The sequence below is a fragment of the Leclercia adecarboxylata genome (assembly GCF_023639785.1).
Classification (GTDB): Bacteria; Pseudomonadota; Gammaproteobacteria; order Enterobacterales; family Enterobacteriaceae; genus Enterobacter; species Enterobacter adecarboxylatus_D.
Genome location: NZ_CP098325.1, coordinates 4,345,363 through 4,371,610 on the forward strand (window position 1 = coordinate 4,345,363; position 26,248 = coordinate 4,371,610).

A 26,248-nucleotide genomic window follows, 5' to 3' on the forward strand; every position below is an offset into this window, starting at 1 on the left:
CAGTTCGTTTCGATGGAGTAAGTGTGGACGCAATCGACCTGGGATCATAGAGGGTGAAAATTGACTCCTCTGTTCAAAATATCTGAACAAGAACAGAGGAGTCGTTCAGGCTTATCTGGCAAGGGTTATCGTGGCAGGTGATGCCTGTTCGAAGGCGCGCTCGAGGATTTCCAGGTTGGTCATCACTTCAATTTCCTTGACGTAATTTGGGGTGCCGCGGGTGAGCGTCTCAAACAGCGCGTCGTAGACCTGGCCATAGTCGCCGGTGCCCGGTTTGATCTCCTCTTTTACCGTCACGCCCGCGTCGTTAACGTACTCCAGCACGCCCACGGAATCATCTGCCGCAAACCCGGGCTCGCCCGGCATGATGTTGGCTTTCAGGCTGGTCTCCTGCTGGTCGATACCGTATTTGATAAACGAGCCTTTAGTGCCATGGACGATAAATTTCGGGTAGTCCGTCTTCACCAGATGGCTGGTTTTGACGATCGCCTTCAGGTCGCCGTAGAACAGCTGCGCTTCAAAGGTATCGTCCGGGTTAGCTTTGTTACGCAGGCTGCGGATGTCATAGGCCACGTGATCCGGACGACCAAACAGGGAGATGATTTGATCCATGGTGTGCACGCCGAGACCATAGAACGAGCCATCCTGCGGCAGGCCGGGTTTGGTCTCGGCCACCGGACGGTAATAATCAAAATGGCTTTCAATTTCGACGATCTCGCCCAGCTTGCCGCTCTCAATGGCCTGTTTCGCGGTGAGGAAGCAGGTATCGAAGCGGCGGTTCTGATAGGGGCTAACGGTCAGCCCTTTGCTGCGGGCCAGCTCGAAGAGTTCTTTGGCTTCGGCCATCGTCGGGGTGAAGGGTTTTTCCACCAGCACGTTTTTACCGGCTTCCAGGGCGCGTTTCGCGTACTCAAAATGGCTGTCGGCATGGGTGCAGACGATCACCAGTTTCACTTCCGGGTCGTTCAGCACCTCGTCAAGATCGCTGGTGAAATGAATATGGGCGTACTGCGGGGACTGCTCTTCCGGTTTCGGGTGGCGGCGGAAGATATGCGCCACGTGCCAGCTGGCTTTACGGGTGAGGACGTACGGAAGGTGATAGCGGGTGGTGCTTTTGCCAAATCCAATAAATGCGCAGTGTAGTGTCATGGTGTTGTTCCTGGCTAAGGTCTCTGCGTTCAACCATAGCGCAACCTGCCGGTGAAATTAACCCCGTCATTCTTTTACCGTTATCTCCCGCAAAAACAGGCCCGTGAATATATTGCTATATCGAATCCGAAAAAGGCGGCCGGAGCCTTGACCCTGACTCTCAATCTCAGGATAAGGAGGCAGTCAAATCAACCTGCTCGCGAATGGAGTCGCGCTCATTTTCTATGGACAGAAAATACCTCGCTTTAAATAGCGCACTTCTCTTCTGGCTGCTCGCCCTGGTCGCCTGGTGCTTAAACGCCCGCTCCCTGACGTGGCTGTTCGCGGCATTGACCCTGATGGCTTTTGGTATATCCCTCTTATCTAACCAGGTTAATCTCATGTTTAAAAAGCAAAAAACCACCGAAATTGACAAGCCAGAGATGCTCCCCCCGGCTCCGGTCATTGAAAAAGAAACCCCTGCAGTGGAGAAACACGGCACCACCGTTATCGCCAGCGATGTGCACTTTGAAGGCAATATCGTCTCCGGGGGGCACGTCTACGTTCACGGGACGCTGACTGGCAATATCGATTCCAAAGAGAGCCTGATAAAAATTATGCGCGGGGGTCAGGTGGAGGGGAACATCACCTGCCGGGAGTTGATTGTCGATGGCAAGGTTATCGGCCAGTGCAGCAGCGACGCCATTGAAATCTGCGAACACGGTCAGGTCACGGGCACCCTGCTCTACCGGACGCTGGCGGTCAAAAAAGGCGGCGTGTTCTCCGGCACGGCGGAGGTATTACCTGCGACAGCGGAGAAGAACAACGTTGTGGGCCTGATGAAAGAGACCCAGCCTGACATGCCTGAGTTCATCCAGCTGCAAAAGCTATAGGCAAAAAAAAGCCAGCGAGAAGCTGGCTAAAATAATACTGGAAGCAATGTGAGCAATGTCGTGCTTTCAGGTTTCCGTCGTGGACTCCCTGAACGCAAGACAATAATAATCATTCTCATTCGCACTTGTCTACTCATTTTTTGCAAAAAATGCTTGTTGACTCACATTTCAAACTCAGAGATGTTGGAAAGGAACCTAACTAACTGAGGAAGAAGGAATGAGTGAGATAGTGATACGCCACGTTGAAGCCGCCGATGCCGAAGCTTTACGCCTGCTTAATGCCCATCCAGGGGTGTATCACGATACGCTACAACTTCCTCATCCTTCGATGGAGATGTGGCAGGAACGGGTGATGAAAAAGCCGGGCAGACGCCATCTGGTGGCCTGCCTGGACGGACAGGTTATCGGACACCTGGCGCTGGACGTGATGGAAAATCCACGCCGCAGCCATGTGGCAACCTTTGGCATCGGCGTTTCAGCCGAGGTTCAGGGTCGCGGAGCGGGGAGCGCGTTAATGCGGGAGATGATCAACCTGTGCGACAACTGGCTGCGCATCGAACGCATTGAGCTGACGGTGTTTGCCGACAACGCCCCGGCCATTGCCCTGTATCGCAAATATGGGTTTGTGGTGGAAGGCACCGGGAAGAAGTTCGCCCTGCGTAACGGCGAGTTTGTGGATGCGCTCTATATGGCGCGGATGAAGTAATTTTTTGCCGGGTGGCGGCTTCGCCGTACCCGGCCTACGTTCGTGCAGTTGTAGGCCCGGTAAGCGTAGCGCCACCGGGCAACAGGCTAGTATCCCGCCGTTAAATCATCCACCGAACGCGGATCCGATGCTCCATACAGCGTGCCATCCGGTCCGACCATAATGCTCTGGGTGCTGCCCATCGCCTCTTTCACCGCCACTTTTTGCCCGCGCTGCTCCAGCAGCTTCAGCGTGTCAGGGCTGAAGCCCTTCTCCACCCGCAGCTCATCCGGCAGCCACTGGTGATGGAAGCGCGGCGCGTTGGTCGCTTCCGCCACGTTCATCCCGAAATCGATGCTGTTGACCACCATCTGCAGTACGGTGGTGATGATGCGGCTGCCGCCCGGGCTGCCGGTCACCAGCCAGGTTTTCCCGTCTTTCACCACAATGGTGGGTGACATCGACGACAGCGGACGCTTCTTCGGCCCGACGGCGTTAGCATCCCCGCCCACCAGCCCGTAAACGTTCGGCACGCCCGGTTTGGCCGAGAAGTCATCCATTTCGTTGTTCAGCAGAATGCCGCTGTTGCCCGCCACGATGCCGGTCCCGAAAGTGGTGTTGAGGGTATAGGTCACCGCCACCGCATTACCGTCTTTATCCACTACCGAGAAGTGAGTGGTCTGATTACTCTCGTAGGGTGCCAGCTTGCCGGGGCGGATTTCGCTCGAGGGTTTGGCTTTGTTGATATCGATCTGATCGGCAAGGGATTTGGCATAGGCTTTGTTGGTCAGCGCCTGCCACGGCACCTTAACGAAATCCGGGTCGCCCAGATACTCCGAGCGGTCGGCATAGGCATATTTTTCCGCTTCCGCCATCACCTGCAACGTATCCGCGCTGCCGAAACCAAATTTGTGCATATCGAAGTTTTCAAGGATGTTAAGGATCTGCACAATATGGATGCCCCCGGATGAGGGTGGCGGCATGGAGTAGACCTGGTACCCGCGATAGTCGCCGCTAATTGGCGTGCGCTCGACCGCTTTGTAGGCGGCCAGATCCGCTTTGGTGATAAGCCCGCCGTTTTTACTCATCTCTTCGGCTATCTGGTCGGCAATCACCCCTTTATAGAAGGCATCCGGGCCGTTCTCCGCAATCATCTCCAGGCTTTTGGCGAGGTTCGTCTGCACCAGCTTGTCGCCCTTCTTCAACGGCTCGCCATCTTTCCAGAAGATCGCTTTGCTGTTCTCGTGATTCGGGATCACTTCGCTGCCGTAGGTTTTCAGATCGTCGGCCAGGGCGTCATTGACCTCAAAGCCGTCCCGTGCCAGCTTGATAGCGGGCTGCACCACCTTGTTCAGCGGCAGGGTGCCGTATTTATCCAGCGCCAGCGAGAAGCCCGCAACGGTGCCTGGGGTGCCGGTCGCCAGATGGGAGGTGAGCGATTTTTTACTGTCGGCGTTGCCCTGCTCATCGAGGAACATGTCGCGCGTGGCCTGATCCGGCGCCATCTCGCGGAAGTCGATCGCCGTGGTCACGCCGTCTTTGGTGCGCAGCATCATAAAACCGCCGCCGCCGAGGTTACCGGCCTGCGGGTGGGTTACCGCCAGCGCATAGCCTACCGCCACCGCTGCATCCACCGCGTTACCGCCCTGTTTGAGAATATCCACCCCCACCCGGGTGGCGAGAGCATCCACCGAGGCCACCATCCCCTTCTGCGCCCGTACGGGATGGAACACATCTTCCTCCACACCATAGGACACCGGCGGTGCCGCTGGCGGATTCGCTGCCACGCAAAACGTACCGCCTGCCGTCAGGGCAGCAATCGCCACCCAGCGTATAAACGTTGGTTTCATCATTGTTATTCTCCAGGTACAGGGACTCGTGCTCCCGCTTAAGCCTGGTTCATAACTCTTAAAAAATCATCGTAATGGCGGATTCGAGGTACACTTAGATAAGGCCTCAGAAGGAGGGAATGACCATGAAACGACTCATTCTTGTTGCGGCGTTACTGCCGTTTGCCGTTTTCGCGCAGCCTGTTAACACCCTGAACAACCCTAACCAGCCTGGCTATCAGAACCCCAGCCAGCAGCGCATGCAAAATCAGATGATGATGCAGCAGCAGCAACAGACAGGGATGCTCAACCAGCAGTTGCAGACGCAAACCCGCGTCCAGCAGCAGCATCTGCAAACGCAGATGAATAACAACACCCTGCGGGTTCAGCAGAGCCAGCCGGGGGTACAGGTCCTGCCTAACACCAACGGCGGGATGCTCAGCGGCGGCGGGGTCGATGCCAGCGGCGTGCAGCAGCAACATATGCTGCCGCAGCAGCAGAACGGCTCTATGCTGAATAACCCTTAGGGCTGAAAGTCCGGGCCAATAAGGGCAATCGCATCGGTACAGATACAATCCACCCCCCAGCGCAGCAGTTCGGCTGCACGCTGGGGCTGGTTGACGGTATAAACCAGAATATGTAATCCGGCCGCTTTCAGCGCCTCTACCCGCCCTTTATTCAGCAGACGATGGTTCAGGTGAATCGACACGCAGCCCAGCCGGGCGGTCAGCTCGCGCCAGTCTTCGCGCCACTCGTCCAGTAATAACCCGCGCGGCAGGTCAGGTGCCGCAGCCTGGGCCGCTTCCAGCGCATCAATCTCAAACGACGACAGCAGCGGCGGCGTCATGCCTGCCCACAGCTCCCGTGCCGCTAACGCAATCACCTTGCCGGTTAATGGCCCCGTACCGGTGGTCGGCTTAATTTCGATATTGGCCATCATCCCGTGCTGGCGACAGCGGTCTGCCACCTCCGCCAGCCGCGGCAGCGGCTCGCCTTTGAACTCGCCGCTGAACCAGCTTCCGGCATCCACTTTCAGCAGATCGCGCCAGGGCAGTTCCCCCGCCACGCCCCAGCCGTTGCTGGTGCGCTCAAGGTTGTCGTCGTGCAGAAGGAAGATCTCCCCGTCTTTCGACAGCTTGGCGTCGAACTCGATCATGGTATGACCGTAGCGCGCGCCCGTGTCGATGGCCGCCAGGGTGTTTTCCGGTGCCAGTTTACCGCCGCCCCGATGGGCGACGATGCGGGGATAAGGCCAGTTACTCATATGCGTTGTCCTGTTTCACCATCAAATAAGTGCAGATGATTTTCCGGCAAATGCAGCCACAGCGTGCTGCCCGCTTTCGGGCGCGTCTGATGCGACATACGCACCACCAGCTTCTGCTCGCCCCAGCGTCCGTGCGCCAGGTTATCGGCCCCCAGCATCTCCAGGGTGTCCATCACCAGCGGTACGCCGCCTTCCGCCTGCGAGCTTAGCGCAATATGTTCCGGGCGGATACCCAGGGTCATCTTCCGTCCGGCATAGCCGCGATAGAACCAGTTGATGGGCAGCGCCATGCCGCTGTCCATTTCGAAATGGGTGCCCGCAGCGCTGATGCGCCCCTCCAGCAGGTTCATCGCCGGGCTGCCGATAAAGCTCGCCACAAAGCGGCTGGCAGGCTTTTCGTACACCTCTACCGGCGTGCCAATCTGCTCGGCGATGCCTTTATTCATCACCATCACCCGCTGGGCAAGGGTCATCGCCTCCACCTGATCGTGGGTGACGTACAGGGAGGTGGTTTTCAGACGGCGGTGCAGCTGCTGCAGCTCAAGACGCATCTGCACGCGCAGTTTGGCGTCGAGGTTGGAGAGCGGCTCGTCAAACAGGAATACCGCCGGGTCACGCACGATGGCGCGGCCCATCGCCACGCGCTGGCGCTGGCCGCCGGAGAGCTCGCGCGGGCGGCGCTTTAATAGGCCGTCCAGCTCCAGAATGCGCGCCGCCTCTTTGACGCGCTCGTCAATGTGGCTTTTACCCATGCCGCGGATTTTCAGCCCCCAGGCCATATTCTCCTCCACGCTCATGTGCGGATAGAGCGCGTAGTTCTGGAACACCATCGCGATGCCCCTGTCTTTCGGCTCCATCTCGGTGACGCGCTGGCGATCGATCCAGATATCCCCGGACGTCACGCGCTCAAGCCCCGCCACCATGCGCAGCAGGGTCGATTTTCCGCAGCCGGACGGGCCAACCATCACGATGAATTCCCCATCCGCCACGTCGAGGGTGAGCGGCTGAATAACCTGGGTTTTGCCGTCCCAGCTTTTGGTTACTGCCTGAAGTTTTAAACCTGCCATCTTATTTCTCGCTATCGACCAGGCCGCGGACAAACGCACGCTGCATGGCTAAAACAATGACTACGGGTGGGATAAGGGTGAGCAGCATCGCCGCCATCACCTGGTTCCAGAGGGTGGTGCCTTCGCCAGTGGCGATCATGCCTTTGATGCCCGCCACGGCGGTGCCGAGGTTGACGTCCTGAATAATCAGCAGCGGCCACAGGTACTGGTTCCAGCCGTAGATAAAGGTGATCACAAACAGCGCCGCGAGGTTGGTTTTCGACAGCGGCAGCACGATGTCGCGGAAAAAGCGCATCGGCGAGGCGCCGTCGATACGCGCGGCCTCAATCAGCTCGTCCGGCAGGGTCATAAAGAACTGGCGGAACAGGAAGGTGGCGGTCGCCGAGGCCATCAGCGGCAGGGTTAAGCCCGCGTAGCTGTCCAGCATCTTCAGGTTGGCGATCACCTCCACCGTCGGGAAAATACGCACTTCGACCGGCAGCATCAGGGTGATAAAGATCATCCAGAAGAAGAGGTTACGCAGCGGAAAGCGGAACCAGACGATGGCGAAGGCTGACAGCATCGACACCGTGATTTTGCCCACCGTAATGCCCAGCGCCATGATGAAGCTGTTCAGCATCATCAGCCAGAACGGGGCGCTGTTAACGCCGACGCCCTGGGTCCAGATGGTCGCCATGTTCTCGAAGAGATGCCCGCCCGGGATAAGCGTCATCGGGGTTTCGAATATGGCGTTTCTGTCCAGCGTGGCGGCAACGAAGGCCACGTACAGCGGGAACAGGATGACGATGATCCCCAGAATCAACATGGTATGGCTGAAAATCGTCAGCCCGCGACGGTTCTCAATCATTGGTAGCGCACCTTACTTTCGACATAGCGGAACTGCACCACCGTGAGGATGATGACGAGGAACATCAGCACCACCGACTGGGCGGCAGAGGCCGAGAGATCAAGCCCCGCAAAGCCCTCGCGGTAGATCTTATAGATAAGCGTGGTGGTCGCCTGCACCGGGCCGCCTGCGGTGGCGGCATCGATCACCGGGAAGGTATCGAAGAACGCATACACCAGGTTGACCACCAGCAGGAAGAAACTCACCGGGGCGATCAGCGGCACCGAAAGCCGGAAGAAGCGGCGGATCGGCCCTGCGCCATCAATCGCGGCGGCTTCTACCAGCGAGCGCGGAATGGACTGCAGCGCGGCAAAGAAGAACAGAAAGTTGTAGCTGATCTGCTTCCAGACCGAGGCGAACACCACCAGGAACATCGCCTGGCCGCTGTTCTGGGCGTGGTTCCAGTTGTAGCCAAATTCCCCCAGAAAATGGGTAATCAGCCCGCGGCCGGGGTTGAAGAGGAAGATCCACAGTACGGCGGCGACGGCGGGGGCCACGGCGTAGGGCAAGAGCATCAGGGTCTGATAGAGACGGCTGCCGCGCACCACGTAATCCACCAGCGCGGCGAAAAACAGCGAGGCGATCAGGCCGCTGAAGGTGACCAGTGTGCTGAATTTGATCGTCGTCCAGAAGGCGTCGATGTAGTAACTGTCACGCCAGAGGGCGGCGAAGTTATCCAGCCCGACAAACTGGCTGGAGAGCCCGAACGGATCGACGCTCTGCACCGAGTACCACAGCGCTTCGCCGGCAGGCCAGATAAAGAAGATAACGGTGATAACCAGTTGCGGCGCGACCAGCAGGTACGGCAGCCAGCGGGAACGGAACACCGGACGGGATGATGACATAGGTTAGCTCAAGTTGGTTTCCCCTCACCCCGGCCCTCTCCCCAAAGGGGCGAGGGAGAAAAGACGGCTCCGCGCAGTCCCCTCTCCCCTATGGGGAGAGGGTTAGGGTGAGGGGTAAGGTTTTAATTACGATTTGGTCGACTGCTCAAAGCGGCGCAGCAGTTGGTTCCCGCGCTCGACAGCCGCATCCAGCGCCTGCTGTGGGGTTTTCTTGCCGGTCCAGACGCTCTCCAGCTCTTCATCCACGATGGTACGGATCTGCGGCATGTTGCCCAGGCGCAGGCCTTTGGTGTACGGCAATGGTGGCTTGTTCAGCATCTGGCGCGTGGCGATATCCGCTCCCGGGTTCTTGTCATAGAAGCCCTGCTCGCGGGTCAGGTCATAGGCGGCTTTGGTGATAGGCAGGTAGCCGGTCTTCTGGTGCCATTCCGCCGCGTTTTCTGGTTTCGCCAGGAAATCGAGGAACTCGGCCACGCCTTTGTAGGTGTCCTTGTCTTTACCCTGCATCACCCACAGGCTTGCCCCGCCGATGATGGCGTTCTGCGGCGCGCCTTCAGAATCAGCGTCGTAGGGCATCATCCCCACGCCGTAGTTGAATTTGGCGTAGTGACGAATATCCGCCAGCGAGCCGGACGAGGCGGTAGTGATGGCGCAGTCGCCGCTGTAGAACTTCTCGGTGGATTCGTCTTTACGTCCGAAGTAGCTGAAATCGCCCTTCTTGTTGAGTTCTTCCAGCAGGGCGATGTGCTTCACCTGCTCCGGCTTGTTAAATTCCAGTACCGCGTTGGTGCCGTTGAAACCGTTGTTTTCAGTCGCTACCGGCTTACCGTGCCAGGCGCTGAAGTTCTCGATCTGGATCCAGCCCTGCCAGCCGCTGGCGTAGCCACACTTCATGCCTGCGGCTTTCAGTTTGGCAGTGTATTCAGCCAGATCCTGCCAGGTTTTCGGCGGCTGCTCCGGATCTAAACCGGCTTTTTTGAAGGCGTCTTTGTTGTAATACAGCACCGGGGTGGAACTGTTAAACGGCTGGGAGAGCAGATGGCCGGATTTGGAATCGGTGTAGTAACCGGCGACGGTCGGCACGAACTGCGACTCGTCGAAGTTGATGCCCGCGTCTTTGAACACTTCATAGACCGGCTTGATGGCTTTCGAGGCCATCATGGTGGCGGTGCCCACCTCGTAAACCTGCAGCAGCGCCGGGGCGTTGCCGGTACGGAAAGCGGCGATGCCCGCGCTGAGGCTCTGCTCGTAGTTGCCTTTATACACCGGCACAATCTTGTAGTCCGGGTGGCTGTCGTTGAAACGTTGCGCCAGGGAGTCAACTTCTTTACCCAACTCCCCTTCCATGGAATGCCAGAACGGAATAGTGGTGACGGCCATTGCGTTAGTCGCAAACGCCAGACCCATTGCCAGACCCAAAGCTGTGTGTCGTAACGATGTCATTGTCATCTCTCTTATTGTGCCGGATGCGCGATATCACGCGTTTTGTGCTCGCGAGGTAACATGACATGCTCGAATGACAGAAAAATAACTGTTTGTTTACAGATAAGTGACAACAAAAGGTCAGCGGGATGATGGTTGTGTGAAGGGGTTTATGTGAAAAAGCCGGGTGGCGGCTTCGCCTTACCCGGCCTACTCGATCCCGTAGGCCCGGTAAGCGTAAGCGCCACCGGGCAATACAGACGGCTCAGCCGCCTAAATACGCGCTCCGCACCGCTTCGTTAGCAAGTAGCGCATCGCCGGTGTCTTCCAGTACCACGCGACCGTTCTCCAGCACGTAGCCGCGATCCGCGAGCTTCAGCGCCTGGTTGGCGTTCTGCTCCACGAGGAAGATGGTCATCCCCTCTTTACGCAGCTGCTCGATGGTGTCGAAGATTTGCTGAATGATGATCGGCGCCAGCCCGAGCGAGGGTTCGTCGAGCAGCAGCAGGCGCGGCTGACTCATCAGCGCACGGCCAATCGCCAGCATCTGCTGTTCACCGCCGGACATGGTGCCCGCACGCTGAATACGACGCTCGAACAGACGCGGGAACAGGTCATACACGCGCTTGATGCGGGTCTGGTACTGCTCGCGCTCGGCAAAGAAGCCGCCCATCGCCAGGTTCTCTTCCACCGTCATGCGGGAGAAGACGCGACGCCCTTCCGGAACGATCGCCACCGCTTCACGCATGATTTTGGCGGTCTGCCAGTCGGTGATGTCTTTACCGTCAAAGACGATACGTCCGCTGGTGGCGCGCGGATCCCCGCACAGGGTGCCGAGCAGCGTGGTTTTCCCCGCGCCGTTGGCACCAATCAGGGTGACGATCTCCCCCTGGTTGATGTGCAGGCTGACGTCGTGCAGCGCCTGGATCTTGCCGTAATGGGCATTAACCTTGTCAAAAGATAACATCGCTTTTTCCATCTTATGCCTCACCAAGGTAAGCGCGGATCACGTCCGGGTTGTTGCGGATCTCTTCCGGCGTCCCGTTTGCCAGCGGCGTGCCCTGGTTTACCACGTAAATACGATCCGAAATGCCCATTACCAGCTTCATATCATGCTCAATCAGCAGGATGGTGGTGTCGTGATGGTCACGCAGCTCGACAATCAGCTCGTCCAGCTCTTTGGTCTCTTTCGGGTTAAGCCCTGCCGCCGGTTCGTCGAGCATCAGGATCTCCGGCTGGGTCACCATGCAGCGGATAATCTCCAGACGACGCTGGTCGCCGTAGGCCAGGTTGCTGGCCTGACGGTTTGCATGCTGCAGCAGGCCAATACGGTCGAGCCAGGTGGCGGCGCGGTCCAGCGCCTCTTCCTGGGCACGGCGAAACGCCGGGGTTTTCAGCAGGCCGGAGAAGAGCCCGGTTTTCAGCTGCTGATGTTGCGCCACCAGCAGGTTCTCGATCACCGTCATCTCACGGAACAGACGCACGTGCTGGAAGGTACGCACCACACCCATGCGGGCAATCTGCTGGCCCGGCAGCCCTTCCAGGTGCTGGTCGCGCAGCATGATGGTGCCGCCCGTCGGCTTATAGAAACCGGTCAGGCAGTTAAAGACCGTGGTTTTACCCGCGCCGTTCGGGCCGATCAGGGAGACAATCTCTTTCTGATGCAGATCCAGAGACACATTGTTGACCGCCAGCAGGCCGCCAAAACGCATCATCAGGCCGTTAACGGATAATAAAGGCTTCATGCCTGCTCTCCTTTCGCCTGCGTGCGTTTCAGTTTCAGCTGTGGACGGGTCATCGGCAGCAAGCCCTGCGGACGCCAGATCATCATCAGTACCATCAACCCACCAAGCATCAGCATGCTGTATTCGTTAAAGTCGCGCATTAGCTCACGGGAGACCACCAGCAGGATAGCCGCGAGGATAACCGCAAACTGCGAGCCCATCCCGCCCAGCACCACGATGGCCAGCACGAACGCGGACTCTGCAAAGGTGAAGGATTCCGGGCTGACGAAGCCCTGGCGCGCGGCAAACAGCGTTCCGGCAAAACCGGCGAACGCGGCGCTAATGGTAAAGGCGGTCAGCTTGATGCGGGTCGGGTTCAGGCCCAGGGAGCGGCAGGCGATCTCATCTTCACGCAGCGCTTCCCACGCACGCCCCAGCGGCATGCGCAGCAGACGGTTAATCACAAACAGGGTGATGACCACCAGCAGCAGCGCCACCAGATAGAGCCAAATCACGCGGTCGGAGGGATCGTACTTCACGCCGAAGAAGTTGCTGAAGGTATCCCAGCCGCCTTCACGGGCGGAACGGCTGAACTCCAGACCGAAGAAGGTCGGTTTCGGGATCTGGCTGATGCCGTTCGGGCCGCCGGTCACTTCGGTGTTGTTAAGCAGCAGGATACGGACGATTTCGCCGAAGCCTAAGGTCACAATCGCCAGATAGTCACCGCGCAGGCGCAGCACCGGGAAGCCAAGCAGGAAGCCCGCAGCCGCAGAGACCAGCCCCGCCAGCGGCAGGCAGGTCCAGAAGCCGAGACCGTAATAGTGGTTCAGCAGGGCAAACGTATAGGCGCCGATGGCGTAGAAGCCGCCGTAGCCCAGCACCAGCAGGCCAGAGAGCCCCACCACCACGTTCAGGCCGAGGCCGAGGATCACGTAAATCATGGTCAGGGTGGCGATATCCACCGTGCCGCGTGAGACCACAAACGGCCACGCCACGGCAGCCACCAGCAGCGCCACCAGGAACAGCTTCTGCTTCACCGTTGAGCCGTCGATGGCTGGCAGAACGAATTTCGGCCCGGAGACGTTTTTCAGCGTCTTCTGGAACAGAGGACGCAGCAGCTGGAAGAAGAAGACCACCGCGGTGCCGACAAACACCCACTGCCAGCGGATGTCAGACGCGGAATCCACCACCAGCTTTGTGCCGCTCAGCTGCAGCTGCACGCCCATAAAGACGCCCGCCAGCACGAAGAACATCGCCGCCGAAAGCAGCGCCATAGCAAAATGCATCGGTTTCATACTTTCTCTACCTCCGGACGACCCAGAATACCGGTAGGCATAACCAGCAGAACCAGAATCAGCAGGGCAAACGACACCACATCTTTATATTCGGTACTCAGGTAGGCAGAGGAGAGCGCTTCGGCCACGCCCAGAATCAGGCCGCCGATCATCGCGCCCGGAATACTGCCGATACCGCCCAGTACCGCTGCGGTGAAGGCCTTCATCCCGGCCATAAAGCCGATGTACGGGTTGATAACGCCGTAGAACTGGCCGAGCAGAACACCGGCCACCGCCGCCATCGCCGCACCAATCACGAAGGTCAGGGCGATCACGCGGTCGGTGTTGATGCCGAGCAGGCTCGCCATTTTCAGGTCTTCCGCACAGGCGCGGCAGGCGCGGCCCATACGGGAGTAGCGGATGAACAGGGTGAGCGCCAGCATGGCGAGGAAGGTTACAATCCAGATCACCAGCTGCATGGTGGTAATCGACGCCGAGAAGTTCTCGCTGGCACCCACAATCCACTGGCCGTTAAACAGGCTTGGCAGCGCCACGTCGCGCGACCCTTCGGTAAGGCTGACGTAGTTTTGCAGGAAGATGGACATACCAATCGCGGAGATCAGCGCAATCAGACGCTTGGAGCTACGCACCGGGCGGTAGGCCACCCGTTCGATACTCCAGCCGTAGGCGCTGGCAATGATAATCGCCCCGACAAATCCGGCGGCCACCAGCAGCCAGCTGCTGTCGATCCCCATCATCATCAACGCGGCGATAATCATAAAGGAGACATAACTGCCGATCATATACACCTCGCCGTGGGCGAAGTTAATCATGCCGATAATGCCGTACACCATCGTGTAGCCGATGGCGATCAGTGCATAGGTGCTTCCCAGCGTAACGCCGTTAAACATCTGCTGCAGAAAATAGAGAAACTGCTCGGACATAAGGTAACCTTTCTATTCCCGCCCGGTCCTGCCGGGCGGTGGGATCATGATTATTTGGCGGCCGAGGACGAACCGTCGGCGTGCCACTTAAAGACACCAAACTCAAATCCCTTCAGATCGCCTTTCTCATCCCAGTTCAGCGGCCCAATCACGGTATCTGCCCCGTGTGCTTTTAAATCTTTAATCAGATCCTGCGGCGCTTTGCTGCCGGTACGATCCATGGCGGTGGCCAGAGACTGTACGGCGGCATAGGTGATCCAGACGTACGGACCACTTGCGTCTTTCTTTTCGGCTTTCAGCGCATCTACGATAGCTTTGTTCGCCGGATCCTGGTCATAGCGTTTTGGCATCGTCACCAGCATGCCTTCGCCCGCATCGCCCGCAATGTTCGACAGCGAGGCGTTACCCACCCCTTCCGGCCCCATAAACTGGGTTTTCAGGCCGATAGCGCGCGCCTGGCGCAGCATCTGCCCCATTTCCGGGTAGTAACCACCGTAGTAAACGAAGTCGATATTCTCTTTTTGCAGACGCGCCAGCAGCGCGGAGAAGTCTTTTTCGCCCGCGGTAATGCCGTCGAAGAAGACCACGTTAGCGCCGCCTTTCTTCAGGCCGTCCTGGACGGAGCGGGCCAGCCCCTCGCCGTACTGCTGCTTATCGTGAATGATGGCAATACGCTGCGGCTTAACGCTTTCGAGGATGTATTTCGCGGCGGTTGGCCCCTGTGAAGAGTCGAGCCCGGCGGTACGCATGATGTACTGATAGCCGCGCTGGGTCAGTTCCGGGTTAGTGGCGCCTGGCGTGATCATCAGAATGCCTTCGTCCTCATAGATATCGGACGCTGGCTGGGTGGAGGAGGAGCAGAGGTGGCCAATCACATACTGAATGCCATCGTTAACAATTTTGTTGGCAACGGCAACGGCCTGTTTCGGGTCGCAGGCATCGTCATATTCCACGGCAACCAGCTTGTCGCCTTTGATGCCGCCTTTGGCGTTGATGTCTTTAATTGCCTGGCGCGCGCCATTGAACTCCATATCACCCCATTGGGCAACCGGGCCAGATAACGCACCTACTACGGCAACTTTAATATCTTCCGCCATGGCTGCCTGCGAAACGGCCAGTGCAACCATCCCCGCGAGTAATGCTTTCGCGTTCCTTTTCATCGGTGAATCCCCATTCGTGACGTGATGTATATATTTTGTTTTATTATGGTTAAAAAGCATTCTGTACTTTTAATAAACAACGCAACTTTTGCTATTGCCTTTAATGGTTTAGCGCAGTTTTTTCACAAAATTCAGACTAAAATCTCTATATTTCAGTCGATTAAGCAAAGATAATATTCTGAAATCAGGCAGAGATAAACAAATAAAAGTACGAATTGCAGCATAAAATAACGGTATAATGCGCCGAATAAAACGCTGCCTTTTAGGTTAAAATTCTGCTTATTTTTCGATCCCTACGTTTTAAAACTACGCAACGTAACGCTAAAAAAGTAATCAGCTAGGGAATAGGTTTAAAAAGTGGAAGCGTCTGAATGAATAAATTGAGTACACTGCCTGCACTCTTTTTGATTTGGACAAGCGGCTAATGAAACTGACCATCCACCGTCTGGAGACCTTTAGCGACCAGGATCATATCGACCTCAACAAGATCTGGCCGGAATATTCCCCCTCCTCACTCAACGTTGATGACACCCACCGCATTTATGCCGCGCGCTTTAACGAGCGACTGTTAGGCGCGGTCAGGGTGACGTTGAGCGGTACCCAGGGAGCGCTGGATTCCCTGCGCGTGCGCGAAGTCACCCGTCGTCGCGGCGTGGGGCAATATCTGATTGAAGAGGTGATTCGCGATAACCCGAGCGTGGCCTCGTGGTGGATGGCGGACGTGGGCGTGGAAGACAGGGGCGTGATGGCGGCCTTTATGCAGGCGCTGGGGTTTAGGGCGCAGAGTAACGGGTGGGAGAAGCGTTAAAAAAATGCCCCGAACCGTAGGCCGGGTAAGGCGAAGCCGCCACCCGGCGAAAGACAGTCGGTGCGGCCTGATGCCCTCACCCCGGCCCTCTCCCACAGGGAGAGGGTGCAAACACTAAAACGGCAACCTTTCGGTTGCCGTTTGCTTTTATTTAGCGTCAGTCGCTGTACCGTTGGCATGCCAGTCAAACACGCCGAACTCGAAGCCTTTCAGGTCGCCCTTCTCATCCCAGGACAGCGGCCCCATAACGGTTTCAACGGAGTTCGCTTTCAGCCAGGTGGCGATATCAGCCGGTTCAGCTGACTGATTCAGGCCCGCCTGCAGGGTTTGCAGCGCAGCGTAGGTGGTCCACACGAAAGCACCGCTTGGATCCTGTTTCTTCGCCTTAATGGCATCTACGATAGGTTTGTTGGCAGGAACCTGATCGTAGTTCTTCGGCTTGGTCACCAGCAGCCCTTCAGCAGATTCACCGGCGATGTTAGACAGGGAGACGTTGGCAACGCCTTCCGGACCCATGAACTGGGTTTTCAGACCGGCCGCACGAGACTGACGCAGGATCTGGCCCATTTCCGGGTGGTAGCCACCGTAGTAAACGAAATCGATGTTCTCTTTCTTCAGACGCGCCACCAGGGTAGAGAAGTCTTTCTCACCGGCGGTGATACCGTCGAAGAACACCACGTTGGCGTTCGATTTTTTCAGGTTGTCCTGCACGGAACGCGCCAGGCCTTCACCGTACTGCTGCTTGTCATGAACAATGGCGATACGCTTCGGCTTCACTTTATCGACGATGTATTTCGCCGCAGTTGGGCCCTGGTCAGAGTCCAGACCGGTGGTACGCATTACCATCTTATAGCCACGGGAGGTCAGCTCCGGCGCGGTGGCCGCAGGGGTGATCATCAGAATGCCTTCGTCTTCATAGATATCAGACGCAGGCTGAGTGGAAGAGGAGCACAGATGGCCGATAACGTATTTGATGCCGTCATTCACCACTTTGTTGGCAACCGCAACCGCTTGTTTCGGGTCACAGGCATCATCATATTTTACGATCTGCAGCTTTTCGCCTTTGATACCGCCTTTGGCATTAATGTCGGCAACCGCCTGCTCTGCACCGGTAAACTCCTGATCACCGTACTGCGCTACCGGACCGGACATGGCGCCAACCACAGCCACTTTGATATCCGCCTGAGCCATAGTGCTGAATGCCAGCGCGATACATCCTGCCAGTAAGGCTTTACCCTTCATATTCATCCTGAGAATCCCCATTGTGATGGTTATTGTGTTTGTTGTGATGTTGTTTTATGGCGCTTTATTTCGATTATGCGTCTGCCGTGCGCGCCTTTTCAGCATACTCTGCTAAAACATACCCCATTTTTATCTATTTGGAATAGCTATTTTGAAATGTATATAAGGTAAGCGAGGCTTTAACGAGTCAGCACACAACACGGCGATAAGTGTTTGCGAGGGAGGGAGAATTCGCCAGGAGAGGGGCTAAAAAAACAAAACCCCCGAATTTGCATTCGAGGGTTATCGGGCACTTCGCGAGGATTAGGCTTCGATAGCGGCGCGAAGTTTTTTCATGGCGTTCTTTTCAAGCTGACGTACACGTTCAGCGGAGACACCGTAGCGATCGGCCAGCTCCTGCAGGGTGGACTTGTTGTCTTCGTCCAGCCAGCGGGCACGGATGATATCCTGGCTACGCTCGTCGAGGCCTTCCATTGCATAGGTCAGCTTGTTGGCGGCCTGCTCTTCCCAGTTGTCGTCTTCAATGCCGTCAGCAAAGTTAGACGATTTATCCTGCAGGTACAGGACCGGGGCCATCGGCTGGCTGTCGGAGGCGTCATCGTCGGAGGACATATCAAAGGTCATGTCCTGCGCGGCCATTCGCGATTCCATCTCACGCACGTCTTTGCTGGAAACACCCAGCTCGCGCGCAACCATTTCCACTTCGTCCTGGTTGAACCAGCCCAGACGCTGCTTGGTTTTACGCAGGTTAAAGAACAGCTTACGCTGTGCTTTGGTGGTGGCGACCTTCACGATACGCCAGTTACGCAGCACGTATTCGTGGATTTCCGCTTTGATCCAGTGCACGGCAAAGGAGACCAGACGCACACCCACTTCCGGGTTGAAGCGACGCACCGCCTTCATCAGGCCGATGTTACCTTCCTGGATCAGGTCTGCCTGCGGCAGGCCGTAGCCCGCGTAATTACGAGCAACGTGAACAACAAAGCGCAGGTGAGACAGGATCAGCGTCTTAGCTGCTTCCAGATCGCCCTGGTAATGCAGCTTTTCAGCAAGCTCCTTTTCTTCCTCAGCCGTCAACATCGGCCAGGTGTTAGCGGCCCGGATGTAAGATTCCAGGTTACCAACAGGGGCTAAAGCTAAAGTTTGCATTTCTTTGGTCATTCATTCCTCTCAATCAATTTTTCTGGCGGCGGTTTGTCCCCATCAGGCAACGAACATGCCAGAATTAATGAGCAACGAGAATATCATTCACTCTTTTATCAGACAGTGATTTTATCCACAAGTTCCGAGTGAAACTGTGAATAAATTACGCACAAAATGTGACACGGGGATGATAGTGCGGGTCAGAGACAACAGGGGACTCTTTCCCTGCACGGTGATTCTCAATGCAGGGAAAGATTATACCAGAGATTTTTTAGTCAGGGGTAAAGTGACGTAAATGTTGCACCGTTGCTAACCAGGCGGCAATCCAGCCAATCATGGAGCAAACCAGCAGCAGCAACAGGCACTCATCGAAGGATAAGCCACTGATATTGAACTTAGTTCCGAAAACCTGCGCCACATCGGTGACCGCAGCGGAAAGGCGCATCACCAAAATTTCTGACAAAATCAGTGAAAGAAATGCGCCGGCAAAACCGAGCAGCGCGCCGCCATAAAGGAACGGACGCAGGATGAAACCGTCGGTGGCGCCAATCAGCTTCTGCACGTTAATGGTGTCACGACGGGCGAAGATGCTCAGGCGCACGCTGTTGCCGATCACAAGGAACACCGCGGCCACCATCAGTAGGCCAATCATCGCCGCCACGCGCCCGACCAGGCCGGTCAGCGCCGTCAGACGGGCAAACCAGCTGTCGTCCATGCGCACTTCGTCAATGCCGTTAATGCGGGAGACGCGATCGCGCAGGGTGTTCAGCGACTCGGTGCCCTGAAAATCCAGTTTCGGGATCACTACCGCTACCGCCGGCAGCGGGTTCTCTTCCAGCATATCCAGCGCGCCGCCAAACCCGGACCAGTTGCGGAACTCGCCCAGCGCATCTTCCCGGGACAGGTAGTTCACCTTCTCGACGCCCTGCTCGGCCTGCAGCTGCCCTACCACCTGCGCCGCGGCGTTATCGTCGAGGGATTTATCGAGATAGACGGTGATCTGCGGGGTTGGATAGTACTGTGACGCCGCCTCGTTGACGTTTTTGTAGACCATGTAGCAGACGCTGGGCAGGGTCAGGGAGATGGCGATAACCATCACCGTCAGGAAGGTGGCGAAAGGTTTGCTTTTCAGATCCTGCAGCGCGCCCTGGAAGGCGTAACGCACCTGCTCGTTAAAGACGTTAGTCTTACGCGAGTTGGGTTTAGGCGCAGATTTACTGCGCTTCGGCGCATTGCGGTTGCCGTCCCCCGGACCGCCTGCCGATTTACGAAAACGGTCGAGTTTGCTGCCAAACTGCCGCATCTGGTTCATTGCGTCACGCTTATTCACCGAGGCCTCCGTGCAAATGCCCGTCGCTGAGCGTCAGCATGCGGTACGAACGACGGGAGATAAGCCCCATGTCGTGCGTCGCCATCAGTACCGTCACGCCCACGCGGTTAAACTCCTCAAACAGACGCAGGATCCCTTCGGAAAGCGCCTCGTCCAGGTTACCGGTCGGTTCATCCGCCAGCAGCACCGCCGGTTTGTTCACTACCGCGCGGGCAATGCCGACGCGCTGCTGTTCACCACCGGAGAGCTGGATAGGGAAGTTCTTCGCTTTGTCCAGCAGCCCGACCTTATCCAGCGCCGCCGACACGCGACGACGAATATCATCCCCGCTGGCACCCGCGATAATCAGCGGGATCGCCACGTTGTCGAATACCGTGCGGTCCATCAGCAGATGGTGATCCTGGAAAATCATGCCGATCTGCCGACGCAGGAACGGCACTTCGCGGTTTTTCAGGCGGCTGATGTCATGGCCGCTGAACCAGATTTTCCCGGCGCTTGGCCGTTCGATCCCGCAGATAAGCTTGAGCAGGGTACTTTTCCCCGCGCCAGAGTGGCCGGTCAGAAATGCCATCTCGCCCGGCTGCAGGTGGAAAGTGACTCCCTGCAGCGCTTGTCTCCCACCGAGATAGGCCTTGCTGACGTGTTCAAAGCGAATCATTGTTAATCCTCTCGGGCAAAAAGTGCCTCAATAAAGTCGCCCGATTTAAACGGACGTAAATCCTCGATACGTTCGCCAACACCGATGTAACGGATAGGAATACCAAACTGGTCCGCCACCGAGAAGATCACCCCACCTTTCGCGGTGCCATCCAGCTTGGTCAGCGTGATCCCGGTCAGCCCTACCGCTTCATGGAACAGCTTCGCCTGGCTGATGGCGTTCTGCCCGGTGCTGGCATCAATAGTCAGCATAATTTCATGCGGTGCATCTTCGTCCAGCTTCTTCATGACGCGGACGATCTTCTTCAGTTCTTCCATCAGGTGCGATTTATTCTGCAAACGCCCTGCGGTATCGGCAATCAGGACATCAACATTACGCGCTTTCGCCGCCTGAATGGCGTCGAAAATCACCGATGCGGAGTCTGCGCCGGTGTGCTGAGCAATCACCGGAATATTGTTGCGCTGGCCCCACACCTGCAGCTGCTCAACGGCGGCGGCACGGAAGGTATCCCCCGCGGCCAGCATCACCGATTTGCCCTGCTGCTCAAACTGACGCGCCAGCTTGCCGATGGTGGTGGTTTTCCCCACGCCGTTAACGCCGACCATCAGAATAACAAAAGGCATTTTGCCTTCAATATTAAGCGGTTCGTCAACTTTTGCGAGGATTTCGCCCATCTCTTCTTTCAGCAGGCCGTACAGCGCTTCGGCGTCGCGCAGCTGTTTACGGCTGGCGCTCTCGGTCAGGCTGCTGATGATTTTGCGGGTGGTTTCCACGCCAACGTCGGCAATCAGGAGCTGCTCTTCCAGCTCTTCAAAGAGATCATCGTCGATTTTCTTGCCGCGGAACAGGCTGATAAATCCGGAACCGAGGTTCTCTTTGGTTTTGATCAGGCTGCGTTTCAGACGGGCGAAGAACCCTTCTTTGGTCGGTTTTTCCTGCTCCTGGGCAATCTCTTCGACCGGCTCGTCCTCTCGAGCGACCGGAACGACGATCGCCGCCTCTTCTGCCGCCGCGGCCGCCAGCGCCTGCGCTTCCAGCTCTTCGTCGCTGATTGCCTCTTCTTCGGACTCTGGCAGGTACTCTTCCGGGATGACCTCTTCAATCTGTTCGGCGATCGCTTCCGGCAGCGGTAACTCTTCGTGCTCAACCGCCTGCACAGGCTCGGCTTCAGGCTCGGGCTCGACAATCTCTTCCACGGCCACGGCAACCGGCTCAGGCTCAACGGCGACAGGCTCAGGTTCTACGGCAACCGGCTCTGACTCGACCGGCTGCGGTTTTTCGCTCTCCTGAACCTGCTCAGTGACCTCAACCACCTCTTCAGCAAAGGCTTCAGTCTCTTGCTGGCTGTGGGCGTGTTCTTCTGCTTCTACGTCAGCGACGGTTTCAACAGGGGTTTCAGGCTGAGGTTGTTCAACGATCGCCTGCTGCTGTTCTTCGTTCTGCTGCTCGGTTTCCTGCTCTTTTTGACCAAATCCCAGCCAGGAAAAGAAGCCACGTTTTTTCTCTTTTGCCATCTGCGACTACACCCCTCGCGGTTAATTACTGGCGCTATATACATGGAAGCTAAAAAAATGATGAAATAGTTTATCACTTAACTTAACGCACATCACCGCCTGCAAGCGCAGGCTGTACGAGTGACCTGAGCAACAATATGAAGAAACCCAACCGTGCTGCCATGGGCCAGATCCGCATTATCGGCGGCCAGTGGCGAGGCCGTAAACTTCCCGTCCCGGACAGCCCCGGCCTGCGCCCGACTACCGACCGCGTCCGTGAGACGCTGTTTAACTGGCTGGCACCTTCAATGGTAGATGCCCGCTGCCTGGACTGCTTCGCCGGAAGCGGTGCGCTCGGCATCGAAGCCCTGTCGCGCTATGCCGCCAGCGCCACGCTGCTGGAGATGGATCGCAGCGTCGCCCAGCAGCTGCAGCAAAACCTCGTTACGCTGAAAGCCGCGCACGCCCGCGTCGTTAACACCAACTCGCTCGCGTTTCTGGCCCAGGCGGGCACGCCGCACGATGTGGTGTTTGTCGATCCGCCGTTTCGCAAAGGGCTGCTGGAAGAGACGTTAACCTTACTGGAAAACAACGGCTGGCTGGCGAATGATGCGCTAATCTACGTCGAGAGCGAGGTAGAAAACGGTTTACCGCCGGTGCCTGCCCACTGGGATCTGCACCGGGAAAAAGTCGCCGGACAGGTCGCCTATCGTCTTTATCACCGTCAATCACAAGGAGAGACTGATGCCGGTACTGATTAATCTGGGCCGTTTGCTGATGATTGGGGTCTGGGCATTTTTACTGCTTAACCTCGTCCACCCGTTCCCGCGCCCGATGAATATTTTCGTCAACGTGGCGCTGATTTTTACCTCGTTTATGCATGCCCTGCAGATGGTGATGCTGAAAAACGGTATGCCGAAAGACGGTCCAAAAATGACCGGCTGGCAGCAGTTCCGGGTCTTTGTTTTTGGCGTGTTTGAGCTGCTGGTGTGGATGAATAAGTTTAAGGCGCAGACTAAGAAGTAATATGCACGCTGCTGCCCGGTGGCGCTTCGCTTACCGGGCCTGCGGGTTTGCCGCACATTACGGTGCCGGATCAAACCCCTCAAACCGCGATCCCTTGTAACTCAACAGCCCTTTATCCCCCACCGTCAGCTGATGGTATTGCTTCTCTTCAAGGCGAAACGTCATCTCCAGGCCGCCGTTTTCCGGCTTAAAGCTCGCTTCATAGCGCATCGTCGTCCCGGCAGGCGTCACCTGCTGCTGGCGCGAGCGCCTGTCGTTGAGGGCTTTTTCCCGTTTATTGCTCACCACCCGCTTTTGCAGCAGCGGTGCGGCGTCGTTATCAGCCTTTTCACGGCGCTGCTGTACAAAGCGAAATGACGCTGCAACGACGATAATCGCCAGCACGATAATAAAAAAGAGCGGCATCTTGCTCATTAGACCATCCTATAAGACCAGGCTGAAATCAGAATAGCGCGCCGCGTCAGGCATTGCTATTGGCCCGTCTGCACCACTACACTGAAGTGAAACTGTTTTAACAGATACAGGGACTTAATATGCTTTGGTCATTTATCGCTGTCTGTTTCTCCGCATGGCTGTATGTCGATGCGTCCTACCGCGGCCCTGCCTGGCAGCGCTGGCTGTTTAAACCCGTCACCCTGTTGCTCCTGCTGCTGCTGGCCTGGCAGGCGCCGATGTTTAACGCTATCAGCTACCTGGTACTTGCCGGGCTCTGCGCGTCGCTGGCAGGCGATGCCCTGACCCTGCTGCCGCGCCAGCGTCTGCTGTATGCCGTGGGGGCGTTCTTCTTATCCCACCTGCTCTACACCATCTATTTTGCCAGCCAGATGACGCTCTCCTTCTTCTGGCCGCTGCCGCTGGCGCTGCTGGTGATTGGCGCGCTGCTGATCGCGGTGATCTGGTCGCGTCTGGAAGAGCTGCGCTGGGCGGTGTGTACCTTTATCGCCATGACCCTGGTGATGGTCTGGCTGGCGGGCGAGCTGTGGTTCTTCCGTCCAACGGCCCCGGCGCTGTCGGCTTTCATCGGCGCCACGCTCCTGCTGTTGGGCAACATCGTCTGGCTGGGTAGCCACTACCGTCGCCGTTTCCGCGCCGATAACGCCATCGCCGCCGCGTGCTACTTTGCCGGGCACTTCCTGATTGTGCGGTCGCTCTATATTTAGCGCTTGACTCTGGAGTCGACTCCAGAGTGCATACTGCGGTTAATGAGAAAATTATCATTGCCGGAGAGTGCCATGTCGACTCCAGAAACACCGAAAAAAGTGCCGCAGTTCTCGGCGCTAAAGCTCGCTCCCCTACCCGCTAAAGAGGCCTGTTGCGCCGGGGATCATACCTCGCCGCAGGCCGAAACCGTGCCGCCTGTCGAAGGCCGGCGTTACAGCTGGGTGGTCAACGGCATGGACTGCGCCGCCTGCGCCCGGAAAGTAGAAACCGCCGTTCGCCAGGTGCCGGGCGTGAATCATGTCCAGGTGTTGTTTGCCACGGAAAAATTGCTGGTTGATGCGGCAAGCAACGTCAGCGCCCAGGTCGAGGCCGCGGTGGTGAAAGCGGGCTACACGCTGCGCAATGAGCACGCCCCGGCCGAAAAAACGTCCCTGCTGGGCGATAACCTCCCGCTCCTTACGCTGATCGTCCTGATGGCGCTGAGCTGGCTCCTTGCGCAGTTCAACCCTCCCCTCGGCAACCTCGCTTTTATCGCCACTACCCTCGTCGGACTCTGGCCGGTGGCCCGTCAGGCGTTGCGCCTGATGAAAAGCGGCAGCTGGTTCGCCATCGAAACGCTAATGAGCGTGGCCGCTATCGGGGCGCTGTTTATCGGTGCCACGGCGGAAGCGGCGATGGTGCTGCTGCTGTTTCTGATCGGCGAGCGGCTCGAAGGCTGGGCCGCGAGCCGGGCGCGTAAAGGGGTGAGCGCGCTGATGGCGCTGAAACCCGAAACCGCCACGCAGGTGATTAACGGCGAACGCAAAACCGTGCCCATTGCCGCGCTGCGTCCGGGCGATGTGATTGAAGTCGCCGCCGGGGGCCGTCTGCCCGCTGACGGAACGCTGCTTACCGCCGCGGCCAGCTTTGACGAAAGCGCGCTGACCGGCGAATCCATCCCGGTGGATCGCACCGCGGGGGAGAAAGTCCCGGCGGGCGCCACCAGCGTCGATCGTCTGGTAGCGCTGACGGTGTTGTCCGAACCCGGCGACAGCGCCATCGACCGCATCCTGACGCTTATCGAAGAGGCGGAAGAGCGCCGCGCCCCGGTGGAGCGCTTTATCGATCGCTTCAGCCGCATCTATACCCCGGCAATCATGCTGGTTGCCCTGCTGGTGGCCGTGGTGCCGCCCCTGCTGTTCGGCGCTCCATGGGAGGGCTGGATCTACAAAGGGCTGACCCTGCTACTGATTGGCTGTCCGTGCGCGCTGGTGATCTCCACCCCTGCGGCCATCACCTCCGGGCTGGCGGCGGCGGCGCGACGCGGCGCGCTGATTAAGGGCGGTGCGGCGCTGGAGCAGCTGGCGCAGGTGCGGCAGGTGGCCTTTGATAAAACCGGCACCCTGACGGTCGGCAAGCCGCAGGTGACGGGCATTTATCCCCTTGATATCAGCGAAAACGAACTGCTGGCACAAGCGGCGGCGGTGGAGCAAGGTTCCACCCACCCGCTGGCGCAGGCGATTGTGCGTGAGGCGAAGGCCCGGAGTCTGACGATTGCGGCGGCCACCGACCAGCACGCGCTGATGGGCTCGGGTATCGAGGCCACCGTGGCGGGCAGTAAAATCCTGATTTGTGCGGCGGATAAATTCCCTGCCCCGCAGCTGTCAGCGCAAATCGTTTCCCTCGAGCAGGCCGGGCATACGGTGGTGATGGTCGTGCAGGATGAGGTGGCAAAAGGGCTTATCACCCTGCGCGATACCCTGCGTGATGACGCGAAAGAGGCGGTGCAGGCCCTGCACCAGCTTGGGGTCAAAGGGGTGATTTTAACCGGAGATAACCCGCGCGCGGCCGCCGCCATTGCCGGTGAGCTGAGTCTGGATTACCGGGCTGGCCTGTTGCCCGCCGATAAAGTGCAGGCGGTGACGGCGCTGAATGCCCAGGCGCCGCTGGCGATGGTCGGAGACGGCATCAACGATGCCCCGGCAATGAAGGCGGCAACGACTGGAATTGCGATGGGCAGCGGCACCGACGTGGCGCTGGAGACCGCCGATGCGGCGCTCACCCACAACCGCCTGACCGGACTGGCGCAGATGATTCATCTGGCTCGCGCCACCCGGGCCAATATCCGGCAAAACATCATTATCGCGCTGGGGTTGAAGGGGATATTCCTGGTGACCACCCTGCTGGGGATGACCGGTTTGTGGCTGGCGGTGCTGGCGGATACCGGTGCGACGGTACTGGTAACGGCGAACGCGTTGCGGCTGTTGCGGCGCCGGTAAGAAAACGC

At 57.8% G+C, this 26,248-nt stretch carries 26 protein-coding genes; 8 read left to right on the top strand and 18 right to left on the bottom strand.

Annotation, left to right across the window (positions count from 1 at the left end):
* Window positions 1-111: 111 nt before the first annotated feature.
* Complete coding sequence (locus tag NB069_RS20565; protein WP_250586444.1) at window positions 112-1,149, bottom strand: oxidoreductase; 1,038 nt, start codon at window positions 1,147-1,149, stop codon at window positions 112-114.
* Window positions 1,150-1,373: 224 nt separating this feature from the next.
* Between NB069_RS20565 and NB069_RS20570 the strand changes: the two genes are divergently transcribed.
* Together NB069_RS20570 and yhhY are read left to right on the top strand one after the other, a co-directional pair.
* Window positions 1,374-2,021, top strand: a complete 648-nt coding sequence (locus tag NB069_RS20570; RefSeq protein WP_250586445.1) for a bactofilin family protein — start codon at window positions 1,374-1,376, stop codon at window positions 2,019-2,021.
* Window positions 2,022-2,238: 217 nt separating this feature from the next.
* Window positions 2,239-2,727 carry an N-acetyltransferase gene (gene yhhY, locus NB069_RS20575; RefSeq protein WP_250586446.1) on the top strand — a complete coding sequence of 163 codons (489 nt, stop codon included), beginning with the start codon at window positions 2,239-2,241 and terminating at the stop codon, window positions 2,725-2,727.
* An 86-nt stretch (window positions 2,728-2,813) separates the two neighbouring features.
* On the opposite strand, the gene ggt is transcribed toward yhhY, so the two are convergent.
* On the bottom strand, window positions 2,814-4,559 hold the full coding sequence (gene ggt, locus NB069_RS20580; RefSeq protein WP_250586447.1) for a gamma-glutamyltransferase: 1,746 nt from the start codon (window positions 4,557-4,559) through the stop codon (window positions 2,814-2,816).
* Between the two features lie 122 nt (window positions 4,560-4,681).
* On the opposite strand from ggt, the gene NB069_RS20585 reads away from it, so the two are divergent.
* On the top strand, window positions 4,682-5,062 hold the full coding sequence (locus NB069_RS20585; protein WP_250586448.1) for a DUF2756 family protein: 381 nt from the start codon (window positions 4,682-4,684) through the stop codon (window positions 5,060-5,062).
* Here NB069_RS20585 and ugpQ read toward each other — a convergent pair.
* From ugpQ to livK, 10 genes are all read right to left on the bottom strand, one after another.
* A complete protein-coding gene (gene ugpQ, locus NB069_RS20590) occupies window positions 5,059-5,799 on the bottom strand; it encodes a glycerophosphodiester phosphodiesterase (RefSeq protein WP_250586449.1) in 741 nt (246 codons plus the stop codon). The genes NB069_RS20585 and ugpQ overlap by 4 nt on opposite strands.
* A complete protein-coding gene (locus tag NB069_RS20595) occupies window positions 5,796-6,866 on the bottom strand; it encodes a sn-glycerol-3-phosphate import ATP-binding protein UgpC (protein WP_250586450.1) in 1,071 nt (356 codons plus the stop codon). The genes ugpQ and NB069_RS20595 overlap by 4 nt, the downstream gene beginning before the upstream one ends.
* Before the next feature lies 1 nt (window position 6,867).
* Window positions 6,868-7,713: a sn-glycerol-3-phosphate ABC transporter permease UgpE gene (gene ugpE / locus NB069_RS20600; RefSeq protein ID WP_250586451.1), complete on the bottom strand. Its 846-nt coding sequence runs from the start codon at window positions 7,711-7,713 to the stop codon at window positions 6,868-6,870.
* Window positions 7,710-8,597: a sn-glycerol-3-phosphate ABC transporter permease UgpA gene (ugpA, locus tag NB069_RS20605; protein WP_250586452.1), complete on the bottom strand. Its 888-nt coding sequence runs from the start codon at window positions 8,595-8,597 to the stop codon at window positions 7,710-7,712. The genes ugpE and ugpA overlap by 4 nt, the downstream gene beginning before the upstream one ends.
* Window positions 8,598-8,723: 126 nt before the next feature.
* Window positions 8,724-10,040, bottom strand: coding sequence for a sn-glycerol-3-phosphate ABC transporter substrate-binding protein UgpB (ugpB, locus tag NB069_RS20610; protein ID WP_250586453.1), 1,317 nt, complete (start codon window positions 10,038-10,040; stop codon window positions 8,724-8,726).
* Between the two features lie 244 nt (window positions 10,041-10,284).
* Window positions 10,285-10,998 carry a high-affinity branched-chain amino acid ABC transporter ATP-binding protein LivF gene (gene livF, locus NB069_RS20615; RefSeq protein WP_250586454.1) on the bottom strand — a complete coding sequence of 238 codons (714 nt, stop codon included), beginning with the start codon at window positions 10,996-10,998 and terminating at the stop codon, window positions 10,285-10,287.
* Between the two features lies 1 nt (window position 10,999).
* The gene (gene livG / locus NB069_RS20620; RefSeq protein WP_250586455.1) at window positions 11,000-11,764 is read right to left on the bottom strand and encodes a high-affinity branched-chain amino acid ABC transporter ATP-binding protein LivG; all 765 of its coding nucleotides are present in this window, start codon (window positions 11,762-11,764) and stop codon (window positions 11,000-11,002) included.
* A complete protein-coding gene (locus tag NB069_RS20625) occupies window positions 11,761-13,038 on the bottom strand; it encodes a high-affinity branched-chain amino acid ABC transporter permease LivM (protein WP_250586456.1) in 1,278 nt (425 codons plus the stop codon). Before NB069_RS20625 ends, livG begins: the two co-directional genes overlap by 4 nt.
* Window positions 13,035-13,961: a high-affinity branched-chain amino acid ABC transporter permease LivH gene (gene livH / locus NB069_RS20630; RefSeq protein ID WP_250586457.1), complete on the bottom strand. Its 927-nt coding sequence runs from the start codon at window positions 13,959-13,961 to the stop codon at window positions 13,035-13,037. Before livH ends, NB069_RS20625 begins: the two co-directional genes overlap by 4 nt.
* A gap of 50 nt (window positions 13,962-14,011) precedes the next feature.
* A complete protein-coding gene (gene livK, locus NB069_RS20635) occupies window positions 14,012-15,121 on the bottom strand; it encodes a high-affinity branched-chain amino acid ABC transporter substrate-binding protein LivK (RefSeq protein ID WP_250586458.1) in 1,110 nt (369 codons plus the stop codon).
* Window positions 15,122-15,545: 424 nt separating this feature from the next.
* Between livK and panM the strand changes: the two genes are divergently transcribed.
* Window positions 15,546-15,929, top strand: a complete 384-nt coding sequence (gene panM / locus NB069_RS20640) for an aspartate 1-decarboxylase autocleavage activator PanM (RefSeq protein ID WP_250586459.1) — start codon at window positions 15,546-15,548, stop codon at window positions 15,927-15,929.
* A gap of 147 nt (window positions 15,930-16,076) precedes the next feature.
* Here the strand turns inward: panM and NB069_RS20645 are convergent, their stop codons facing one another.
* The 5 genes from NB069_RS20645 to ftsY all read right to left on the bottom strand — a co-directional run bounded on the left by NB069_RS20645 (window position 16,077) and on the right by ftsY (window position 21,816).
* Complete coding sequence (locus NB069_RS20645) at window positions 16,077-17,177, bottom strand: branched-chain amino acid ABC transporter substrate-binding protein (RefSeq protein WP_250586460.1); 1,101 nt, start codon at window positions 17,175-17,177, stop codon at window positions 16,077-16,079.
* Between the two features lie 297 nt (window positions 17,178-17,474).
* Entirely contained in the window at window positions 17,475-18,332 is an 858-nt protein-coding gene (gene rpoH / locus NB069_RS20650) for an RNA polymerase sigma factor RpoH (RefSeq protein ID WP_032614938.1), read from the bottom strand.
* A gap of 253 nt (window positions 18,333-18,585) precedes the next feature.
* A complete protein-coding gene (ftsX, locus tag NB069_RS20655) occupies window positions 18,586-19,644 on the bottom strand; it encodes a permease-like cell division protein FtsX (protein WP_250586461.1) in 1,059 nt (352 codons plus the stop codon).
* Window positions 19,637-20,302 (bottom strand): cell division ATP-binding protein FtsE, encoded by a 666-nt coding sequence (ftsE, locus tag NB069_RS20660; protein ID WP_250586462.1) that lies wholly within the window; start codon window positions 20,300-20,302, stop codon window positions 19,637-19,639. Before ftsE ends, ftsX begins: the two co-directional genes overlap by 8 nt.
* A gap of 2 nt (window positions 20,303-20,304) precedes the next feature.
* Window positions 20,305-21,816, bottom strand: coding sequence for a signal recognition particle-docking protein FtsY (gene ftsY, locus NB069_RS20665; protein ID WP_250586463.1), 1,512 nt, complete (start codon window positions 21,814-21,816; stop codon window positions 20,305-20,307).
* Window positions 21,817-21,953: 137 nt separating this feature from the next.
* Between ftsY and rsmD the strand changes: the two genes are divergently transcribed.
* The gene (gene rsmD / locus NB069_RS20670) at window positions 21,954-22,556 is read left to right on the top strand and encodes a 16S rRNA (guanine(966)-N(2))-methyltransferase (protein WP_250586464.1); all 603 of its coding nucleotides are present in this window, start codon (window positions 21,954-21,956) and stop codon (window positions 22,554-22,556) included.
* Window positions 22,540-22,821 (top strand): DUF1145 family protein, encoded by a 282-nt coding sequence (locus tag NB069_RS20675; protein ID WP_250586465.1) that lies wholly within the window; start codon window positions 22,540-22,542, stop codon window positions 22,819-22,821. The genes rsmD and NB069_RS20675 overlap by 17 nt, the downstream gene beginning before the upstream one ends.
* A 57-nt stretch (window positions 22,822-22,878) precedes the next feature.
* Here the strand turns inward: NB069_RS20675 and NB069_RS20680 are convergent, their stop codons facing one another.
* A complete protein-coding gene (locus NB069_RS20680) occupies window positions 22,879-23,235 on the bottom strand; it encodes a DUF2500 domain-containing protein (RefSeq protein WP_250586466.1) in 357 nt (118 codons plus the stop codon).
* Window positions 23,236-23,354: 119 nt separating this feature from the next.
* On the opposite strand from NB069_RS20680, the gene NB069_RS20685 reads away from it, so the two are divergent.
* Together NB069_RS20685 and zntA are read left to right on the top strand one after the other, a co-directional pair.
* On the top strand, window positions 23,355-23,981 hold the full coding sequence (locus tag NB069_RS20685) for a lysoplasmalogenase (protein ID WP_039032500.1): 627 nt from the start codon (window positions 23,355-23,357) through the stop codon (window positions 23,979-23,981).
* Between the two features lie 72 nt (window positions 23,982-24,053).
* Window positions 24,054-26,240, top strand: a complete 2,187-nt coding sequence (gene zntA, locus NB069_RS20690) for a Zn(II)/Cd(II)/Pb(II) translocating P-type ATPase ZntA (RefSeq protein WP_250586467.1) — start codon at window positions 24,054-24,056, stop codon at window positions 26,238-26,240.
* Window positions 26,241-26,248: the final 8 nt, after the last annotated feature.

Excerpts from the sequence above, each read along its gene's own strand:
- NB069_RS20565 (WP_250586444.1), bottom strand. The coding sequence starts at position 1,149 with ATGACACTACACTGCGCATTTATTGGATTTGGCAAAAGCACCACCCGC.
- NB069_RS20570 (WP_250586445.1), top strand. The coding sequence starts at position 1,374 with ATGGACAGAAAATACCTCGCTTTAAATAGCGCACTTCTCTTCTGGCTG.
- yhhY (WP_250586446.1), top strand. The coding sequence starts at position 2,239 with ATGAGTGAGATAGTGATACGCCACGTTGAAGCCGCCGATGCCGAAGCT.
- ggt (WP_250586447.1), bottom strand. The coding sequence starts at position 4,559 with ATGATGAAACCAACGTTTATACGCTGGGTGGCGATTGCTGCCCTGACG.
- NB069_RS20585 (WP_250586448.1), top strand. The coding sequence starts at position 4,682 with ATGAAACGACTCATTCTTGTTGCGGCGTTACTGCCGTTTGCCGTTTTC.
- ugpQ (WP_250586449.1), bottom strand. The coding sequence starts at position 5,799 with ATGAGTAACTGGCCTTATCCCCGCATCGTCGCCCATCGGGGCGGCGGT.
- NB069_RS20595 (WP_250586450.1), bottom strand. The coding sequence starts at position 6,866 with ATGGCAGGTTTAAAACTTCAGGCAGTAACCAAAAGCTGGGACGGCAAA.
- ugpE (WP_250586451.1), bottom strand. The coding sequence starts at position 7,713 with ATGATTGAGAACCGTCGCGGGCTGACGATTTTCAGCCATACCATGTTG.
- ugpA (WP_250586452.1), bottom strand. The coding sequence starts at position 8,597 with ATGTCATCATCCCGTCCGGTGTTCCGTTCCCGCTGGCTGCCGTACCTG.
- ugpB (WP_250586453.1), bottom strand. The coding sequence starts at position 10,040 with ATGACATCGTTACGACACACAGCTTTGGGTCTGGCAATGGGTCTGGCG.
- livF (WP_250586454.1), bottom strand. The coding sequence starts at position 10,998 with ATGGAAAAAGCGATGTTATCTTTTGACAAGGTTAATGCCCATTACGGC.
- livG (WP_250586455.1), bottom strand. The coding sequence starts at position 11,764 with ATGAAGCCTTTATTATCCGTTAACGGCCTGATGATGCGTTTTGGCGGC.
- NB069_RS20625 (WP_250586456.1), bottom strand. The coding sequence starts at position 13,038 with ATGAAACCGATGCATTTTGCTATGGCGCTGCTTTCGGCGGCGATGTTC.
- livH (WP_250586457.1), bottom strand. The coding sequence starts at position 13,961 with ATGTCCGAGCAGTTTCTCTATTTTCTGCAGCAGATGTTTAACGGCGTT.
- livK (WP_250586458.1), bottom strand. The coding sequence starts at position 15,121 with ATGAAAAGGAACGCGAAAGCATTACTCGCGGGGATGGTTGCACTGGCC.
- panM (WP_250586459.1), top strand. The coding sequence starts at position 15,546 with ATGAAACTGACCATCCACCGTCTGGAGACCTTTAGCGACCAGGATCAT.
- NB069_RS20645 (WP_250586460.1), bottom strand. The coding sequence starts at position 17,177 with ATGAATATGAAGGGTAAAGCCTTACTGGCAGGATGTATCGCGCTGGCA.
- rpoH (WP_032614938.1), bottom strand. The coding sequence starts at position 18,332 with ATGACCAAAGAAATGCAAACTTTAGCTTTAGCCCCTGTTGGTAACCTG.
- ftsE (WP_250586462.1), bottom strand. The coding sequence starts at position 20,302 with ATGATTCGCTTTGAACACGTCAGCAAGGCCTATCTCGGTGGGAGACAA.
- ftsY (WP_250586463.1), bottom strand. The coding sequence starts at position 21,816 with ATGGCAAAAGAGAAAAAACGTGGCTTCTTTTCCTGGCTGGGATTTGGT.
- rsmD (WP_250586464.1), top strand. The coding sequence starts at position 21,954 with ATGAAGAAACCCAACCGTGCTGCCATGGGCCAGATCCGCATTATCGGC.
- NB069_RS20675 (WP_250586465.1), top strand. The coding sequence starts at position 22,540 with ATGCCGGTACTGATTAATCTGGGCCGTTTGCTGATGATTGGGGTCTGG.
- NB069_RS20680 (WP_250586466.1), bottom strand. The coding sequence starts at position 23,235 with ATGAGCAAGATGCCGCTCTTTTTTATTATCGTGCTGGCGATTATCGTC.
- NB069_RS20685 (WP_039032500.1), top strand. The coding sequence starts at position 23,355 with ATGCTTTGGTCATTTATCGCTGTCTGTTTCTCCGCATGGCTGTATGTC.
- zntA (WP_250586467.1), top strand. The coding sequence starts at position 24,054 with ATGTCGACTCCAGAAACACCGAAAAAAGTGCCGCAGTTCTCGGCGCTA.